The 17,630-nt window shown below is 64.6% G+C and carries 15 protein-coding genes and 2 pseudogenes; 3 read left to right on the plus strand and 14 right to left on the minus strand.

All coding sequences use genetic code 11. The features are described from left to right. Positions 1 to 42 precede the first annotated feature (42 nt). Positions 43 to 621, plus strand: coding sequence for a nucleoside triphosphate pyrophosphatase (locus tag CAY82_RS18210; RefSeq protein ID WP_087502467.1), 579 nt, complete (start codon positions 43 to 45; stop codon positions 619 to 621). 541 nt (positions 622 to 1,162) lie between these two features. On the opposite strand, the gene sppA is transcribed toward CAY82_RS18210, so the two are convergent. From sppA to rluC, 3 genes are read right to left on the minus strand one after another with little or no spacing between them, the layout of a single operon-like run. Further along, a complete protein-coding gene (sppA, locus tag CAY82_RS18215; RefSeq protein WP_087502468.1) occupies positions 1,163 to 2,152 on the minus strand; it encodes a signal peptide peptidase SppA in 990 nt (329 codons plus the stop codon). Between the two features lie 6 nt (positions 2,153 to 2,158). Beyond that, positions 2,159 to 2,833, minus strand: a complete 675-nt coding sequence (locus CAY82_RS18220; RefSeq protein WP_087502469.1) for an HAD family hydrolase — start codon at positions 2,831 to 2,833, stop codon at positions 2,159 to 2,161. Positions 2,834 to 2,836: 3 nt separating this feature from the next. After that, a complete protein-coding gene (gene rluC, locus CAY82_RS18225) occupies positions 2,837 to 3,793 on the minus strand; it encodes a 23S rRNA pseudouridine(955/2504/2580) synthase RluC (RefSeq protein ID WP_013971570.1) in 957 nt (318 codons plus the stop codon). Positions 3,794 to 4,591: 798 nt separating this feature from the next. Here rluC and rne point away from each other — a divergent pair. After that, the gene (gene rne, locus CAY82_RS18235; RefSeq protein WP_087502470.1) at positions 4,592 to 7,867 is read left to right on the plus strand and encodes a ribonuclease E; all 3,276 of its coding nucleotides are present in this window, start codon (positions 4,592 to 4,594) and stop codon (positions 7,865 to 7,867) included. A 183-nt stretch (positions 7,868 to 8,050) separates the two neighbouring features. Here the strand turns inward: rne and CAY82_RS18240 are convergent. The 9 genes and pseudogenes from CAY82_RS18240 to CAY82_RS18280 all read right to left on the minus strand — a co-directional run. After that, positions 8,051 to 8,233 (minus strand): annotated as a pseudogene (locus tag CAY82_RS18240) (UDP-N-acetylenolpyruvoylglucosamine reductase); the annotation flags it as partial. Between the two features lie 84 nt (positions 8,234 to 8,317). Beyond that, positions 8,318 to 9,337 carry a UDP-N-acetylmuramate dehydrogenase gene (gene murB / locus CAY82_RS18245; RefSeq protein ID WP_087502472.1) on the minus strand — a complete coding sequence of 340 codons (1,020 nt, stop codon included), beginning with the start codon at positions 9,335 to 9,337 and terminating at the stop codon, positions 8,318 to 8,320. Continuing rightward, on the minus strand, positions 9,334 to 9,798 hold the full coding sequence (locus CAY82_RS18250) for a low molecular weight protein-tyrosine-phosphatase (RefSeq protein WP_087502473.1): 465 nt from the start codon (positions 9,796 to 9,798) through the stop codon (positions 9,334 to 9,336). The genes murB and CAY82_RS18250 overlap by 4 nt, the downstream gene beginning before the upstream one ends. After that, on the minus strand, positions 9,798 to 10,562 hold the full coding sequence (gene kdsB, locus CAY82_RS18255) for a 3-deoxy-manno-octulosonate cytidylyltransferase (protein WP_087502474.1): 765 nt from the start codon (positions 10,560 to 10,562) through the stop codon (positions 9,798 to 9,800). The genes CAY82_RS18250 and kdsB overlap by 1 nt, the downstream gene beginning before the upstream one ends. Beyond that, positions 10,559 to 10,744 (minus strand): Trm112 family protein, encoded by a 186-nt coding sequence (locus CAY82_RS18260; protein WP_003247142.1) that lies wholly within the window; start codon positions 10,742 to 10,744, stop codon positions 10,559 to 10,561. Before CAY82_RS18260 ends, kdsB begins: the two co-directional genes overlap by 4 nt. A gap of 44 nt (positions 10,745 to 10,788) precedes the next feature. Continuing rightward, a complete protein-coding gene (gene lpxK / locus CAY82_RS18265; RefSeq protein WP_087502475.1) occupies positions 10,789 to 11,790 on the minus strand; it encodes a tetraacyldisaccharide 4'-kinase in 1,002 nt (333 codons plus the stop codon). Beyond that, positions 11,790 to 12,224, minus strand: coding sequence for a biopolymer transporter ExbD (locus tag CAY82_RS18270; RefSeq protein ID WP_087502476.1), 435 nt, complete (start codon positions 12,222 to 12,224; stop codon positions 11,790 to 11,792). The genes lpxK and CAY82_RS18270 overlap by 1 nt, the downstream gene beginning before the upstream one ends. Continuing rightward, positions 12,221 to 12,856, minus strand: coding sequence for a MotA/TolQ/ExbB proton channel family protein (locus tag CAY82_RS18275; RefSeq protein WP_170931100.1), 636 nt, complete (start codon positions 12,854 to 12,856; stop codon positions 12,221 to 12,223). The genes CAY82_RS18270 and CAY82_RS18275 overlap by 4 nt, the downstream gene beginning before the upstream one ends. A 160-nt stretch (positions 12,857 to 13,016) precedes the next feature. Then, positions 13,017 to 15,230 (minus strand): DNA internalization-related competence protein ComEC/Rec2, encoded by a 2,214-nt coding sequence (locus CAY82_RS18280; protein WP_087502505.1) that lies wholly within the window; start codon positions 15,228 to 15,230, stop codon positions 13,017 to 13,019. Between the two features lie 142 nt (positions 15,231 to 15,372). On the opposite strand from CAY82_RS18280, the pseudogene CAY82_RS18285 reads away from it, so the two are divergent. Continuing rightward, positions 15,373 to 15,879 (plus strand): annotated as a pseudogene (locus CAY82_RS18285) (DUF2062 domain-containing protein); the annotation flags it as partial. A gap of 9 nt (positions 15,880 to 15,888) precedes the next feature. Here the strand turns inward: CAY82_RS18285 and CAY82_RS18290 are convergent. After that, complete coding sequence (locus CAY82_RS18290; RefSeq protein ID WP_003260104.1) at positions 15,889 to 16,668, minus strand: ABC transporter permease; 780 nt, start codon at positions 16,666 to 16,668, stop codon at positions 15,889 to 15,891. Next, entirely contained in the window at positions 16,665 to 17,597 is a 933-nt protein-coding gene (locus CAY82_RS18295; RefSeq protein ID WP_087502478.1) for an ABC transporter ATP-binding protein, read from the minus strand. Before CAY82_RS18295 ends, CAY82_RS18290 begins: the two co-directional genes overlap by 4 nt. Positions 17,598 to 17,630: the final 33 nt, after the last annotated feature.

Genomic DNA, 17,630 nt, shown 5'->3' on the forward strand with positions numbered 1-17,630 from the left:
TCGTGCGTGATAGAATTTATCCAACTGATTCAGGAGTCTACCATGCTTCCTCTGTTACTGGCTTCCAGCTCTGCCTATCGCCGCGAACTGCTTGCGCGCCTGCGCCTGCCCTTCACCTGGGCAAGCCCCGACATAGACGAGCGGCGCCTGGATGAAGAACCGGCCGCGGAGCTGGTGCGCCGGCTGGCCAGGCAAAAAGCCGAAGCCCTGGCGGGCAGCCACCCCGAGCACCTGATCATCGGCTCGGACCAGGTTGCGGTGCTGGGCGAACAGGTACTGGGCAAACCACATACGTTCGAGCGGGCCTGCGAGCAGCTGCTGGAGTGCAGCGGGCAGCAGGTGAGCTTCCTGACCGGGTTGGCATTGCTGAACAGCGCCACCGGGCACTGCCAGGTGGACTGCGTGCCGTTTACCGTGACCCTGCGCGAACTGGACCGGGAGCGGGTGGAGCGCTATGTGACAGCGGAACAGCCGCTGGACTGTGCCGGCAGCTTCAAGGCGGAGGGGCTGGGGGTGAGTTTGTTTCAGAGCACACATGGGTGCGATGCGACCAGCCTGATCGGGCTGCCGCTGATTCGGCTGGTGGATATGTTGACCAAGGAGGGGGTGGTGATTCCGTAACCCGCCTTGAGATTTTTAGCGCCTGCGAGATCGAGCGCCGCCCGCGCGGCGCTTCGCGGGACAAGCCCGCTCCCACATCTGTTTCGGGCCAATTATTCCTGTGCCAGGTGGGTTGCAGCCTTGGTGCATGGCTGGAGATGGATGAGGAGCAGTTGCCCACCCTTGATATCGAATGGAACAAACAAGGCGGACAGAGGTGACCTCACAGGAGTGACTGGCCCGAAACAAATGTGGGAGCGGGCTTGCCCCGCGAAGCGCCGCGCGGGCGGCGCTCGATCTCACCGACGGGACAAGCCCGCTCCCACATCTGTTTCGGGCCAATTATTCCTGTGCCAGGTGGGTTGCAGCCTTGGTGCATGGCTGGAGATGGATGAAGAGCAGCTTTGCCTCCCCCTTCGATATCGAATGGAACAAACAAGGCGGATAGAGGTGGCCTCACAGGAGGGACTGGCCCGAAACAGATGTGGGAGCGGGCTTGCCCCGCGAAGCGCCGCGCGGGCGGCGCTCGATCTCACAGACACCACAAAACCCGCAACGAACCTCAGCGCAACTGCGGCCCCTGGAACCCCATCCACATCGCCAGGCGCTCGGCCACACTGGCCCCCACACGTTTGGAGAAGCGATCGAGCGCCGACTCCTGCACGGTGAAGTCCACTAGCTCCTTCTCACCTACGATCTCGCGCGCCACATAGCTGGCACTACCCAGCCCGTCCACCAGACCCAACTCCTTGGCCTGCTCGCCCGACCAGACCAGGCCACTGAACAGCTCCGGATGTTCCTTGTCCTTCAGGCGCTCGCCCCGCCCTTGCTTGACCATGGCAATGAACTGCTGGTGCGTGGTATTCAGCACACCCTGCCAGAACTCGGTCTCTTCCGGCTTTTGTGGCGAGAACGGATCGAGGAAGGCCTTGTGCTCGCCTGCTGTGTAGGTACGCCGCTCCACGCCCAGCTTCTCCATGGTGCCGACAAAACCATAACCGGCCGCCGTCACACCAATCGAGCCCACCAGGCTGGCCTTGTCGGCATAGATCTCGTCCGCCGCACTGGCGATGTAGTAAGCACCAGAAGCGCCAAGGTCGGCGATGACCGCATACAGCTTGATAGCGGGGTATTCGGCGCGCAGTCGGCGGATTTCGTCATACACGTAACCCGACTGCACCGGACTGCCGCCCGGGCTGTTGATGCGCATCACCACAGCCTTGGTCTTGCTGTCCCTGAACGCATCGCGCAGGCTCTTGACGATATTGTCGGCACTGGCGGGCTCCTGGTCAGCAATCATCCCGCGCACCTCGACCAGCGCGGTATGGTTGGCACTGCGCGACGCCGCCTTGTCCATGTCCATCAGCGGCGTGAACAAGGCCAGGATGCCGAACAGGTAGACGAAGGTCAGCGACTTGAAGAAGATCCCCCAGCGTCGAGCCCGGCGCCGCTCCTCTACGCCTGCCAGCAGGGTCTTTTCCAGCAGCTTCCAGCTCTTGCGCTCTTCACGCTCCTCGGGTTCGGCCTCGGGGGCTTTCCATTCGTCTGCCATGCTTACCTACCTTGGAAGTGGAATTGCGGAACCACCCAGCCACTCACGCAACTGGGAAAAATGATCGATGCACACCTGCGGACCAAACTCGGCCAGCGCCTGCAGCGACATGGCACCATAGCCCACGGCCACCGAGTGCATGCCGGCATTGCTGGCCATCTGCAGGTCGAATGCCGAGTCGCCAACCATCAGCGCACGCCCCGGTTCGACACCACAATGGCCGAGGATTTCCTCGAGCATCAGCGGGTGCGGCTTGCCACGGGTCTCGTCGGCGGCGCGAGTGATGTCGAAGAACTGCTCCCAACCATTGGCCTTGAGCACGCGATCCAGCCCGCGACGCGCCTTGCCGGTGGCCACCGCCAGGCGATAACCCTCGGCCCGGAAGGCATCCAGCGACTCGATCACGCCATCGAACAGCGGCGAAGGCTGCTGGTCCAGCGCCATGTAGATATCGGCATAGTGCTGACGAAAGCTTTCGACCTGAGCTGGCGCCAGGTGCGGGTACAAGGTCTGTATCGCCTCGGCCAAGGCCAGGCCGATGATGCCCTTGACCGCGTCCTCGCTGCTTTGCGCCTCACCGGCACGCTCGGCGGCGGCATTCATGGCCTCGACGATTCGCCCGATCGAGTCGGCAAGGGTGCCGTCCCAGTCGAAGATCAGTAGCTCATAGCCCTTTTTCATAGATCAGGACGCACTCAGACGTTCAACGGTTTTCGCCCAGACTTCATCCACCGGCGCCTCGAGCTTCAACTCGCCACCGTCCGGCAGCGGTACGGTCAGCGCGTAGGCATGCAGGAACAGGCGCTTGCCGCCCAGGTCGCGAATTTCGCGACTGAAGTCTTCGTCGCCGTACTTGCTGTCACCGGCGATCATATGCCCGGCATGCAGGGTGTGCACGCGGATCTGGTGGGTACGGCCGGTGATTGGGCGCGCCTCGACAATAGTGGCGAACTCGCCGAAGCGGCGCAGCACGCGGAACAGGGTCAACGCCTCCTTGCCCTCGTCGTTCACCTCGACCATGCGCTCGCCGGAGCGCAGGTTGCTCTTGAGCAAAGGCGCGCTGACCTGCTTCTTCGAGGTCGGCCAGTGGCCGCGCACCAGCGCCATGTAACGCTTGTCGACACCGTCGCCGCGCAGCGCCGCGTGCAGGTGGCGCAGCATGCTGCGCTTCTTGGCGATCATCAGCAGGCCGGATGTGTCGCGGTCCAGGCGGTGCACCAACTCCAGTTCCTTGGCGTCCGGGCGAAGCTGACGCAGCGCCTCGATCACGCCGAAGCTCAGGCCGCTGCCGCCATGCACGGCGATGCCGGCCGGCTTGTTCATCACGATCAACGCCTTGTCTTCGTAGACGATGGCGGCCTCCAGCCGCTGCAGAAGGCCCTGGGCGACCGGCGCCGGCTCGTCACGCTCCGGCAGCCGGACGGGCGGTACTCGCACGATGTCGCCGGCCTGGATCTTGTACTCCGGCTTGACGCGACCTTTGTTGACCCGCACTTCACCCTTGCGCAGGATGCGGTAAACCAAGGTCTTGGGCACGCCCTTGAGGGCCGTGATGAGGAAATTGTCGATGCGTTGGCCGGCAAGCTCCGGCGCGACTTCGATCAGCTGAACGCCGGAAGTCGGAGGGGTATTGGTCGTCATGGCGGGATCATAACAATTTTTTATGGAATTGAAGCACTTAATCATTGCTGCTATAGTCGCGAACGCCGCCAAAAGCGGCAGGCCAGCGGCACCAGGCTCCTAGCCGGCCCCTGACCAACGCAATTCTCCAGGACGCGAGGCCGTCCTACGGGGTTTTCGCCAGTTTACCGAATTGCCTGGAATCGCCACCAGCGCTGTGTAGAGAAGACCGAAAAAAAACGACAAGTGCGGTGTTTCACCTGCTTACCCGATTCTTTTCGCTGCACCTCTGCCCGCCCGTCGCTTCCACGCAACGCCCGGCGAATGCTTCGGAAATACCTGCCTTGGACATGAATGGCGCCAGCGCAGAACCTGCGCTGGCGAAAAATGCAACCCGTTGCGGATTCAGCGCGCGGCAGCACCCGAATTATCAGGGATACGTGCAGGGTGGAGATGCACAGCCCTCGGACCGTGTAGCACCGCGTCCGGCCCACCAGCCCACTGAACGGCTGGCGAGCGGATAAGGTCCTGAACAGATGCCCCCGGGCGTCCACGGCTGACGGTTGATTCCTCCTCCTGACTGAGTGCACAAGGCCCGCTTGGTTGATTCGGATTACAATTCGAAACCACCGGGGCCTTGTTGGCACCGCAGCAAACAGGACGCGTCGTCGCGACAACGGCAGGCTGGGCAACCGGCTGGTGCCGAACGTTGCTCGACACGGGGGTGGCCCGGCCACCCTTTGCGCACCTTGGCACCGACCATGAGACGTCGTGTGTGCCGAACGCCGTTTCCGGCAGCCCGGAAACCGACGGTACAACATGAAAAGAATGCTGATTAACGCGACTCAACCCGAAGAGTTGCGTGTAGCCCTGGTGGACGGCCAACGTCTCTACGACCTGGACATTGAGTCTGGCGCGCGTGAGCAGAAAAAGGCCAACATCTACAAAGGCAAGATCACCCGCATCGAACCCAGCCTCGAAGCCGCCTTCGTCGACTTCGGTTCCGAACGCCACGGCTTCCTGCCGCTGAAAGAAATCTCCCGCGAATACTTCAAGAAAACCCCCGAAGGGCGGGTCAACATCAAGGAAGTGCTGAGCGAAGGCCAGGAAGTCATCGTCCAGGTCGAGAAGGAAGAGCGCGGCAACAAAGGTGCCGCCCTCACCACCTTCATCAGCCTGGCCGGCCGCTACCTGGTGCTGATGCCGAACAACCCGCGTGCCGGTGGCATCTCCCGCCGCATCGAAGGCGAAGAGCGCAACGAACTGCGTGAAGCCCTGAACGGCCTCACCGTGCCGGGCGACATGGGCCTGATCGTACGCACTGCCGGCCTTGGCCGCAGCAGCGAAGAAATGCAGTGGGACCTCGACTACCTGCTGCAGTTGTGGACCGCCATCAAGGAGGCATCCCAGGACCGCGCCGCGCCATTCCTGATCTACCAGGAAAGCAACGTCATCATCCGCGCCATCCGCGACTACCTGCGCCAGGACATCGGCGAAGTGCTGATCGACAGCATCGATGCCCAGGAAGAAGCCCTGACCTTCATCCGCCAGGTGATGCCGCAGTACGCCAGCAAGGTAAAGCTGTACGAAGACAGCGTGCCGCTGTTCAACCGCTTCCAGATCGAAAGCCAGATCGAAACCGCCTTCCAGCGCGTGGTCGACCTGCCGTCCGGCGGCTCGATCGTGATCGATCCGACCGAAGCCCTGGTGTCCATCGACATCAACTCGGCGCGCGCCACCAAAGGCAGCGACATCGAAGAAACCGCCCTGCAGACCAACCTGGAGGCGGCCGAGGAAATCGCCCGCCAACTGCGCCTGCGTGACATCGGCGGCCTGATCGTCATCGACTTCATCGACATGACCCCGGCGAAAAACCAGCGCGCCGTCGAAGAACGTGTTCGCGAGTGCCTGGAAGCCGACCGCGCCCGCGTCCAGGTCGGCCGCATCTCGCGCTTCGGCCTGCTGGAAATGTCTCGTCAGCGCCTGCGCCCGTCGCTGGGCGAAAGCAGCGGCATCGTCTGCCCACGCTGCTCCGGCACCGGCATCATCCGTGACGTCGAGTCGCTGTCGCTGGCCATCCTGCGCCTGATCGAAGAAGAAGCCCTGAAAGACCGCACCGCCGAGGTCCGTGCCCAGGTGCCGATCCCGGTGGCCGCGTTCCTGCTCAACGAGAAGCGCAACTCGATTACCAAGATCGAACTGCGCACCCGTGCGCGCATCATCATCCTGCCGAACGATCACCTGGAAACCCCGCACTTCGAAGTCCAGCGCCTGCGCGACGACAACCCGGAAGTGCTGAGCAACCAGTCCAGCTACGAGATCGCCGCAGCCGAAGCCGAAGAGGCGCCGCAGCCGACCGCCACTCGCACCCTGGTACGCCAGGAAGCTGCAGTCAAGACCGCCCCGGCCCGCGCCAATGCGCCGGTACCGGCCGCTGTTGAAGAGCCGCAGCCTGCCGCACCGGTCGCCCCTGCCCCGGTCGCTCCGGAGCCGAGCCTGTTCAAGGGCCTGGTAAAATCGCTGGTAAGCCTGTTCGCCGGCAAGGAAGAGCCTGCCGCCGCACCGGTTGTCACCGCCGCCGAGAAACCTATCGCCGAGCGCAGCCCACGCAACGAAGAACGCCGCAACAGCCGCCAGCAGAGCCGCAACCGCAACGGCCGCCGCGACGAAGAGCGCAAGCCGCGTGAAGAGCGTGCCGAGCGTACCCCTCGGGAAGAGCGCCAGCCACGCGAGGAGCGTGCGCCACGTGAAGAACGCGCCCCACGCGAAGAGCGTGCACCACGCCAGCCACGCGAAGACCGCCGCGGCAACCGTGGCGAAGAGCGCGTGCGCGAACTGCGTGAACCACTGGATGCCACCCCTGCCGAGCGTGAAGAACGTCAGCCGCGCGAGGAACGTGTAGCCCGTGAAGAACGTGCTCCACGCGAAGAGCGCGCCCCACGTGAAGAGCGTGCACCTCGCGAGGAACGAGCTCCACGTGAAGAGCGTGCTCCGCGTGAAGAGCGCGCACCTCGCGAAGAGCGTGCTCCGCGTGAAGAACGTGCACCGCGTGAAGAACGTGCACCGCGTGAAGAACGTGCTCCACGTGAAGAGCGCGCACCGCGTGAAGAACGTACTCCTCGCGAAGAACGTGCTCCGCGCCCACCACGCGAAGAGCGTCAGCCACGCGTAGCCGAAGAAGCCACCGAGCTGGCCGAAGAGCAACTGCCGAACGAAGAGCTGCTGCAGGACGAACAGGAAGGCACCGATGGCGAGCGCCCGCGTCGCCGCTCCCGTGGCCAGCGTCGTCGCAGCAACCGTCGTGAGCGCCAGCGCAACGCCAACGGCGAACTGATCGACGGCAGCGAAGAAGAAGGCAGCGAAGAGCAGCCACAACCGCACCAGGCCACCGAGCTGGGGGCCGAACTGGCCGCAGGCCTGGCCGTGACTGCCGCTGTCGCCAGCAGCAACATCAGCGCCAGCGCCGAAGCCCAGGCCAACCAGCAGGCAGAGCGCGCTACCGCCGAAGTCACCGCCGTTGCGGAAACCGACAACAGCGAAGCCGCCCAGCCGGTCGAGCAGGCAGAGAAGGTCGAGCAGGTCGAAGCTGCCGCCAAGGCTGAAGAAGTGGCCGTGGCCCCAGTGGTCGAGCAGCCGATCAGCGAGCCTGTGGCCGTGGTCGAGGCAACTGCCGAGCCAGTGGTCGAAGTCGCTCCGCAGCCAGTGGTCGAGGCAGCACCTGCTGCCGAGCCGGTAGTGGTTGCCGAAACACCGGTAGAAGCGCCTGCCGTCGAGGCCGGTGAAATCGAGCAGGCCCCGGCCGTGGTCGAAGCCGCTCCGGTGGCCGAGCAACCCGCCCCGGTTGTCGAAGCCCAGCCAGAAGTGGTGGCCGAACCTGCCCCAGTGGCCGTCGAGCCTGCACCGGTCGAAGCCCCTGCGGCGGTGGAGCCTGCCACTGTCATGCTGGCCAACGGCCGTGCACCGAACGACCCGCGTGAAGTGCGCCGCCGCAAGCGCGAGGCCGAGGCTGCCGCCAAAGCCGCGCAGGAAGCTGCCGCAGCCGCCGAAGAGCCAGCCCTGGAAGCCACCGATGAGCACAAGCCTCATCACGGTTGATAGCCAAGGCTGAATGAAAAAGCCCCGCCAGTGCGAACTGGCGGGGCTTTTTCTTGGCTAGGCGTTTTGCCTGTACCAACCTCTTCGCGGGTAAACCCGCTCCCACAGGTACCTCACTACCCTCACCTGTGAGGTCCCTGTGGGAGCGGCTTTAGCCGCGAAAGGGCCAGCCCAGGCAATGAATCAGTAGAGGTTAGGCTCCATCTCCAGCTCAACCCCGAACCGCTCGAGGATATCGGCCTGGATCCGCCGCGCCAGCGCATGCATCTGTGCCCCGCTCGCCTGGCCATAGTTGACCAGCACCAGCGACTGCAAACGATGCACCCCGGCATCCCCCTCGCGATGGCCCTTCCAGCCAGCCTGCTCCCACAGAGACCTCACTACCCTCAGGCCCTGTGAGGTCCCTGTGGGAGCGGCTTTAGCCGCGAAAGGGCCAGCCCAGGCAATGAATCAGTAGAGGTTAGGCTCCATCTCCAGCTCAACCCCGAACCGCTCGAGGATATCGGCCTGGATCCGCCGCGCCAGCGCATGCATCTGTGCCCCGCTCGCCTGGCCATAGTTGACCAGCACCAGCGACTGCAAACGATGCACCCCGGCATCCCCCTCGCGATGGCCCTTCCAGCCAGCCTGCTCGATCAACCAGCCCGCCGCCAGCTTCACCTGGCCATCGGCCTGGGGATAAGCCACCACCCCCGGGTATTGCGCACGAATACGCTCGACCTGTTCAGCCGATACCACCGGGTTCTTGAAGAAGCTCCCGGCATTACCCAGCTCAGCCGGGTCTGGCAGCTTCTCGCGGCGAATGCTGCAGATCGCCTCGCTGATCGCCTGTGCGGTCGGCTCGGTCACGCCCTGCTCCACCAGGCGCTGGCGCACCGGGCCGTAGTCCAGGTGGGCCTGCAGCGTGCGGCTCAAGGCAAAGCGCACACGCAGGATCAGCCAACGCCCGGGGCTGCGCTTGAACAAGCTGTCGCGATACCCGAAGGCACACTCCGCCAAACCGAAGTCGCGCAGCTCGCCGGTCTCGCGGTCCAGGGCGGTCAGGCCGGCGAACACGTCCTTGATTTCCACGCCATAGGCGCCCACGTTCTGCATCGGCGCGGCGCCCACGGTCCCTGGGATCAGGCTGAGGTTCTCCAGCCCGCAATACCCCTGCGCCAGTGTCCACTGCACGAACGGGTGCCATGGCTCACCGGCCTCGGCCTCGACCACAATACGTTCGCCATCATCGCTAAGCACGCGCCTGCCACGGCTGGCCATATGCAGTACCAGCGCATCGATATCGCGAGTCAGCAGCAAGTTGCTGCCGCCGCCAATCACCAGTACCGGCACGCCGCCTTGCTGTGCCTGGGCCAGCGCCTGGCGCACCTCCTGGTCATCATGTGCCTGGCTGAAATACCGTGCCTTCACGTCGATGCCAAAGGTGTTGTACGGCTTGAGCGATACCTGCTCCTGCCATCGCACTGTCATAGCCGCCCCTTGATTTCGAGCACCAGCGCCTGGCACGCCGCTTCCACCAGGTCGAGCACCTGCTCGAAGCCGTCGGCGCCGCCGTAGTACGGGTCTGGCACTTCATCCAGCGCTGCGCCATAGCGGCGCAGGAACAGGTCGAGTTCCGCCACTGCCGTGTGCGGGCGCATCGCGCGCAAGTGGCCAAGGTTGCTCTCGTCCATGGCCAGGATCAGGTCATATTCGGCAAAGTGCACCGCCTTGACCTGCTGGGCGCGTTGCTGCGACAGGTCATAGCCACGCGCCAGCGCTGCCTTGCAGGTGCGGCTGTCAGGCGCCTTGCCGACATGCCAGTCGCCGGTGCCGGCCGAGGCCACATGCACTCGGTCGGCAAGCCCGGCAACCTGCAATTGATGACGTAGCACGCCTTCGGCGGTAGGCGAGCGGCAGATATTGCCGAGGCAGACGAACAGGACACGCATCAGGCCTCCAGCAAGCGCCGTACGCGCTCCAGGTCTTCAGGGGTATCCACGCCCACGGCAGGCGCCTCGATGGCGTCTTCGACGTGGATGCGTACGCCGTGCCACAGGGCGCGCAGTTGCTCCAGCGCTTCGGTCTGCTCGAGCCAGCACGGGCCCCAGCTGACGAAGTCCTGCAGGAAGCCGACGCGATAGGCGTACATGCCGATGTGACGGCGATACGGCACGCCTTCTGGCAGCACGTTTCGCTCCCTGGCGAAGGCATCGCGGGCCCACGGCAGCGGCGCACGGCTGAAGGTCAGGGCCAGGCCGCTCTTGTCGCTGACCACCTTGACCGCGTTGGGGTTGAATACGGTTTCCGGCTCATGGATCGGCTCGGCCAAAGTGGCGATACCGGCCTCCGGATGCGCCGCCAGGTTGGCTGCGACCTGGTCGATGATAACCGGCGGAATCAGCGGTTCGTCGCCCTGCACGTTGACCACGATGGCATCAGCCGGAAGGCCCAGGTGTGTGGCCACCTCGGCCAGGCGGTCGGTGCCGGACTCATGGTCGGCACGAGTCATCAGCACTTCGGCGCCGAAGGCCTGGCAGGCCTCCAAGATGCTGGCGTCGTCGGTAGCGATGACCACGCGGCTTGCACCGCTCTTGCGGGCCTGTTCCCACACATGCTGCACCATCGGCTTGCCGGCAATCGGCAGCAATGGCTTGCCTGGCAGGCGTGTGGAGCGCAGCCGGGCGGGGATCACCACGGTAAAGTTCAGGCTCATTTGTCCAGACGCTCGTCGTCGGTCAGGGTGCGCGCCTCGCTTTCCAGCATGACCGGGATGCCGTCGCGGATCGGGTAGGCCAGGCCAGCGCCCTTGCTGATCAGCTCGGTCTTGTCGGCACTGAGCTTGAGCGGGCCTTTGGTGATCGGGCAGGCCAGGATATCGAGCAGTTTGGTGTCCATGGGAGGCTTCCTTTAGGCCAGGTGGCCGGAAATTGAAAACGGGCTCAGGGCTTGCGGAGCAAGCGTTGCAGCTGGTTGTCGAACCAGGCGCTGAAGGCCGGCGTGGGCTGCGCCTCGACGGCCAGGTACCACCAGTCGTCAGCGGCGAAGGCCCGGCATTTCACCGCATCCTTCTCGGTCATGACCAGTGGCAACGGCGGGCTGAAGGCCAGGCTCTGGGCACTGAACTGTGCATGGTCGGCAAAGGGATGCGGCACCGGCTGCCAGTTTAGCCCCAGCAGGGTATTGAAGAAACGCTGCGGATTGCCGATACCGGCCACCGCGTGCAGGCGTTGGCCTGCCGGAAAATGGTCAAGCGCGCGGCGCTCGCCAGTGCGCAAGTTGACCAGGGCGGACGGCTGCAGGCGGAAGCCGAAGCCATCGGTACGGTCTGCGCTGGCGCCGTTGAACAGCACCGCATCAGCCTCGTGCAGGCGCTCGGCCGGCTCACGCAACGGCCCCGCCGGCAGGCAGCGACCATTGCCCAGGCCGCGGGCGGCATCGATCAGCACCAGCTCCAGGTCGCGGGCCAGGCGGTAGTGCTGCATACCGTCGTCACACAGGATCAGGTCGAGTGGTTCACTGGCCAGCAGTGCCTGCACCGCGCGAGAGCGGTCGGGGTCGATCATCAGCGGCACGCCGGTGCGCTGCACGATCAGCAGCGGTTCATCGCCGGCCTGCTCGGCAGCCTGGTCGGCCTGCACGCGCCAGGGTAGCTGCGGCGGCTTGGCGCCATAGCCACGGCTGACCACACCCACCTTCAGCCCCTGCTGGCGGCAGTGCTCGATCAGCCAGAGGATCATCGGCGTCTTGCCGGTACCACCGACAGTGATGTTACCCACCACGATGACCGGCACCGGGGCCCGGTAGCTGGCACTTTCGCCTCTTAGAAAACGCGCTCGCTTGCGCGTGACCACGCGGCGATACAACGCCTCCAGCGGGCGCAGCAGCGCCAAGGCCGGATGCCCGGCGTACCAGGCGGCGAGCAGACGGTCGGCGAAGGCCATCAAGGCGTGTCCTGGGCCGCCTCGACGGTGGTCATGCGCAACTGGCTGAAACCGAGCTTGCCGGCGGCATCCATTGCGGTGACCACAGCCTGGTGCGGGGTCTTGCCGTCGGCGCTGATGGCCAGCGGCAGCTTGTTGTCGCCGCCCGACTCACGCTCGATCGCTTCGCTCAGGGTGGCCAGGTCGCTCTTGGGCAGCAGGTGATTGTTCACCGAGTACACGCCTTCGGCGCTGATGGTGATTTCCACCAGCTTGCCCTGGTCGGGCGGCGCCTGTTCGGCGCTGGCGGCTTCGGGCAGCTCGACGCGCAGCTGGGTCTCGCGGGTGAAGGTGGTGGTGACCACGAAGAACAGCAGCAGGACGAACACCACGTCGATCAGCGACGCCAGGTTGATGTCGACGTTCTCCCGCTGGCGATTGCGCCGGAACTTCACGCCTTGCCTCCGGCCACTTCCACTTCGCGGTCGCCCTGGATCACTTCCACCAGCTTGATCGCCTCCTGCTCCATGCCCACCACCAGCTCATCGATGCGGCGCAGCAGGAAGCGGTGGAAGAACACCGCCGGGATACCAACCATCAGGCCGGCCGCGGTGGTGACCAGGGCCTTGGATATACCACCGGCCAGCACTGCGGCGTTGGCAGTCATCTGCGAGCCCATGAAGGCGCTGAAAATGTCGATCATGCCCAGCACGGTGCCCAGTAGGCCCAACAGCGGGGCCATGGCGGCGATGGTGCCGAGCGTGCTGATGTAGCGCTCCAGTTCGTGAATGACGCGCGAAGCGGCTTCCTCGATGCATTCCTTCATGATTTCGCGGCCATGGCGCGAGTTGGCCAGGCCGGCGGCGAGGATTTCGCCCAGTGGCGAATCGGCGCGCAGGGCCTTGAGCTTGTCACTGGTCAGTTGCTTGTCCTTGATCCATATCCACACCTGGCCGAGCAGGTGCGGCGGGGTGACGCGGCTGACGCGCAAGGTCCACAGGCGCTCGACGACGATAGCCATGGCAACGATGGAGCTCAGAATGATCGGCAGCATCATCCAACCACCGGACTTGACCAATTCCCACACAGTAAACGCCCCTTCGGAAAAAGGCCGCCACTCTACCATAGGCGCGCCGGGGGCTCATCTGCCGGAGGTCAGGGAATTGGGTTGCGAGGGGTTGCGGGGGGTGAGGGGTGAGGGGTGAGGGTTCGCCATGACAGTTGCAGCGCCTGCAAGCCACTACACCTCACTGCACCCAAACCCGCCAAAACCGCCGCTGCCCCCGCACACTCTCGACCTCCCCTTGCCTCCCCAGCACCAACCGCAACGCCCCCTGTTCCGCCGTGTCATGCATCACCACCCCATGCCGCCTGTAACGTTCGACCACCTGCGCATGCGGGTGCCCGAAGCTGTTGTTGCGCCCCCGCGAAATCAGTACCCCGCGCGGCGCCGTGGCGCGGATGAAGACCTCGCTGGACGAACTGCGGCTGCCATGGTGCGGCGACTGCAACCAGTCGATACGCGGCGCCTCGGTAGCCGCCATCCAGGCCCGTTCGGCACCGGCCTCCATATCACCCGCCAGCAACAACCGCTCACCCTGCGCCTCGACCAACAGCACACAAGAACGGTCATTGCTGCTCTGCCCATCAGCCCAGCGCCACAGCGAAAAGCGCACGCCATCCCACGTCCATTGCTCGCCGCTGACACAAGGTTGCAGTTGCATCTCATCCAGCACTTCGCCGCCGATCACCCGTTTGACCGGCAGACCACGCAGGATTGCGCCAGCACCACCGGCGTGGTCGGCATGGGCGTGGCTGATCAGCATCAGGTCCAGGCTGCCAACCCCCAGCTTGCGCAAGCTCGGCAACACCACCCGCTCGCCCAGGTCGCTCTCTCCCTTGGCCGGCCCGGCGTCGTAAAGCATGTTGTGATGGCGGGTGCGCAACAGCACTGCCAATCCTTGGCCGACGTCCAGCTGCCAGACCTCGACCTCGCCGAACGGCACCGTCTCCCGGGGTACCCACAGCGCCAGCAACATCACTCCACCCAACCCACGCAGTGGTACGCCATGGGGCATCAGAACCAGCAGCGCACCCAGGCAGACCAGCAGCCAGGCCCACAACGGCAAGGCCGGCGGTACCCATGCCGGCTGTTGCTGCGCCACCAGCGCCAGCAGCCGGAACAGTAGATCCAGCAAGTCACCTGCCAGCCAGAGCAACACCTCCCCTACCCCGCCCAGCGGCAGCAACAAGGTGCCCAGCAACGCCAACGGCAGCACCGCCAGGCTCACCCACGGCACTGCCACAAGGTTGGCCAGCGGCGCACTCAGGCTCACCGGCAAGCCCGTGGCCAGCAGCACTGGTAGCAAACCTATGGCAATCACCCATTGTGCGCGCGTCCAGGCCTGCCAAGGCCGCCAGCCACCCAATCGGGCACTGAAGCAATAGATAAGCGTGACCACGGCAGCAAACGACAGCCAGAAACCAGGTAACAGAGCCGCCAACGGCTCGACCAGCAACACGGCAACCAGCGCCAGCAATAAAGGTAAAAAGGCCCCAAGGTGACGAAAGCGCAGGCGCCAGAGCAACACCACGGCCAGCATCAGGCAGGCACGCTGTACCGGCACGCCTGCACCGGCCAGCCAGCCATAGGCCAGCGCTGCGGTCATGGCCAGGCCGCAGGCCCAAGGCAACCAAGGCAGGCGTACGGGCCACAGCCCCCAGCGCACCAGCCCGGCAACCAGGCCATACAGCAAGCCGGCGACCAGTCCGATGTGCTGGCCAGAGATCACCAGCAGGTGCACCGTGCCGGTGGCCTGCAACGTTTGCCAGTCCTCCCGCGCCAGGCCCGTACCGTCGCCAAGTACCAGTGCCACCAACGCTGCCTGTCGGCCATTGGTCTCGACTGCCAGCAGACGCTGGCGCAGCGCATCGCGCCAACCGCCGGTTGCAGGCGCCAGCAACTGCCCGGCCTTGACCGTGCCGGTGGCCCCCACCCGACGCGCCAGCAGTTGCGCCTCCCGGTCTGGTCCATACGGATTGAGCAGCCCGGCCGGGCGCTGCAAGGTCACCGCCAGCCGCCACTGCTCGCCCGCCCGCAGCGACGGCCCGTCGAACCAGCTCAGTTGCAGGCGCTGCGGCAGTTCTGCCCGCCGCGAGCTGGGCGCATCCAGCTCGAAGCGCACACCTTGCGCAGTCCGGGTCGGCAGGCCGACCACCTGACCTTCAAGCCACAGGGTGCGGCCATCCAGCCCGGCGGCCAGGCGGTCATCCAGCGCCTGCTGCGCGGACCAGCAGGCCCAACACAGGCCCAACAAAAAACAGCCCAGCGGCCACAGCCGGGTGAACAAGCCGACGCCACCGGCCACGGCCAGCAGCACCAGCCATCCGACCGATGGCAATGCGGGAAGAAAGATCAGGCACAACAGCCCGAGCGCGAGCGCAAACATCCCTGTGCGCATGAAGTAGAGCTCCAGAAGCGAAATCACCTTCTGAGGCATAGCCCAATTGCCGGCACCACTTGCTCAACAATTGTCACAAACTCTAAACGAGGCTGAGCGGGAATCAGGGCATACTGCCCGGATCAACGCTCCGGGAGCCTACATGCCGCGCCGACTTTTCAAACGCTACATGCCGGACCCGACCAGTATTCGGGAACACAAGTCCTTACGCTTTTTCGGCAAGTTGCTGCATGACCCGAACCTCTGGCACCTGAACCGCCATTCGGTGGCGCGGGCCATGGGCGTTGGCCTGTTCGCGGCGCTGATCCCGATGCCAGCACAGATGCTGCTGGCCGCCGCGCTGGCCATTCCGCTGCGCGGCAACCTGCCGATCGCGGTCAGCCTGGTATGGCTGACCAACCCGCTGACCATGCCACCGGTGTTCTTCGTCACCTACATGACCGGCGCCTGGCTGATGCAGGTACCGCCGCGCACCCTGCCCGACGAGCTGACTTTCCAGTGGATCACCGACCAGTTGTCGACGCTGTGGCAACCCTTCCTGCTCGGCTCGGTAGTGTGCGGCGTGGTGCTGGGCATCCTTGGCTACTTCACCACCATGCTCTACTGGCGCTGGTGGGTGGGCCGGCAGTGGCGTCTGCGCCAATGCCGGTGCAAGGCTTCAGGCACGCATGCCGCGGCCGCTGACCAGCAGGCGCACGCACACCAGGTAGAGCACCGCGGTGGCGACCAGCATGAACGTAATCGCCGTGCCAATGCTGATATCCGACACCCCTAGGATGCCGTAGCGGAACGAGTTGACCATGTGCAGCACCGGGTTGGCCAGCGACACGGTCTGCCAGAACGGCGGCAGCAGGTTGATCGAGTAGAACACTCCGCCCAGGTAGGTCAGTGGCGTCAGCACGAAGGTCGGGATGATCGAGATATCGTCGAAGTTGCGGGCGAACACCGCGTTGACGAAGCCCAGCAGCGAAAAGATGGTAGCGGTCAGCAGCACTACGACCACGGTCACGCCCAGGTGGTGCACCTGCAGGTGGGTGAAGAACAGCGACAGGAAGGTCACGATCACGCCCACCGCCAGGCCACGCAGCACGCCACCCAACACGTAACCGACGAGGATGGTGTGTGGCGATACGGGCGACACCATCAGCTCTTCAATGGAGCGCTGGAACTTGCTGCCGAAGAAGCTCGACACCACGTTACCGTAGGAGTTGGTGATCACCGACATCATGATCAGCCCCGGCACGATGTACTCCATGTAGGTGAAGCCACCCATGTCGCCGATCTGCCTGCCGATCAGGTTACCGAAGATGACGAAGTACAGGACCATGGTGATCGCTGGCGGTAGCAGGGTCTGGGGCCAGATACGCAGGAAGCGCCGCACTTCGCGGTAGACGATGGTGTTCAGGGCGACCCAGTTGGTGCGCAGTTCCACACTCATACGGCCACCTTCGACAAGTTTTTTTCCACCAGGGACACGAACAGCTCCTCGAGTCGGTTGGTCTTGTTGCGCAGGCTCTGCACCTCGATGTTCTGCAGCGCCAGCTGGCCGAACAGCGCAGTGATGCCGATGTCCTTGTCCACCTGCACTTCCAGGGTGTGCGGGGTCAGCAGCCGGCACGGGTAGCCCTGCAACGTCGGTGCGGTGGCCAGGTCCTGCTTGAGGTCGAGCACGAAGGTTTCGACATGCAGCTTGCCCAGCAGCTGGCGCATGCTGGTGTTCTCGATGATGGTGCCGTGGTCAATGATGCCGATGTTACGGCACAGCTGCTCGGCCTCTTCCAGGTAGTGGGTGGTGAGGATGATGGTGATGCCCTTCTGGTTCAGCTCGGTAAGGAAGCTCCACATCGAACGGCGCAGCTCGATGTCCACGCCAGCGGTGGGCTCGTCGAGAATCAGCAGGCGCGGCTCGTGGATCAGCGCGCGGGCAATCATCAGGCGGCGCTTCATGCCGCCGGACAGCGAGCGCGACTGCACGTCGCGCTTGTCCCACAGACCGAGCTGGGTCAGGTACCGCTCGGCACGCTCCTTGGCCACCTTGGGCGGGATACCGTAGTAACCGGCCTGGGTCACGACGATATCGAAGGTTTTCTCGAACTGGTTGAAGTTGAACTCCTGCGGCACCACACCCAGGCAGCGCTTGAGCGCCGCAGGTTCACGGTCCAGGTCGTGGCCGAACACGTTGACCGTGCCACTGGTTTTGTTGACCAGGGTCGAGAGAATGCCAATGGTGGTGGACTTGCCGGCGCCGTTGGGGCCGAGCAAGGCGAAGAAGTCGCCCTCGGCAACGTCCAGGTCGATACCCTTGAGGGCCTGGAAGCCGTTGCCATAGGTCTTGGTCAGCTGTCGGATGGACAGGGCGGAACTCATAGCGGGTCACTTACCGAAGAAAAGGTGCAGGAC

It is taken from the genome of Pseudomonas sp. SID14000 (genome assembly GCF_002165135.1).
In the GTDB taxonomy this organism is placed as follows: Bacteria; Pseudomonadota; Gammaproteobacteria; order Pseudomonadales; family Pseudomonadaceae; genus Aquipseudomonas.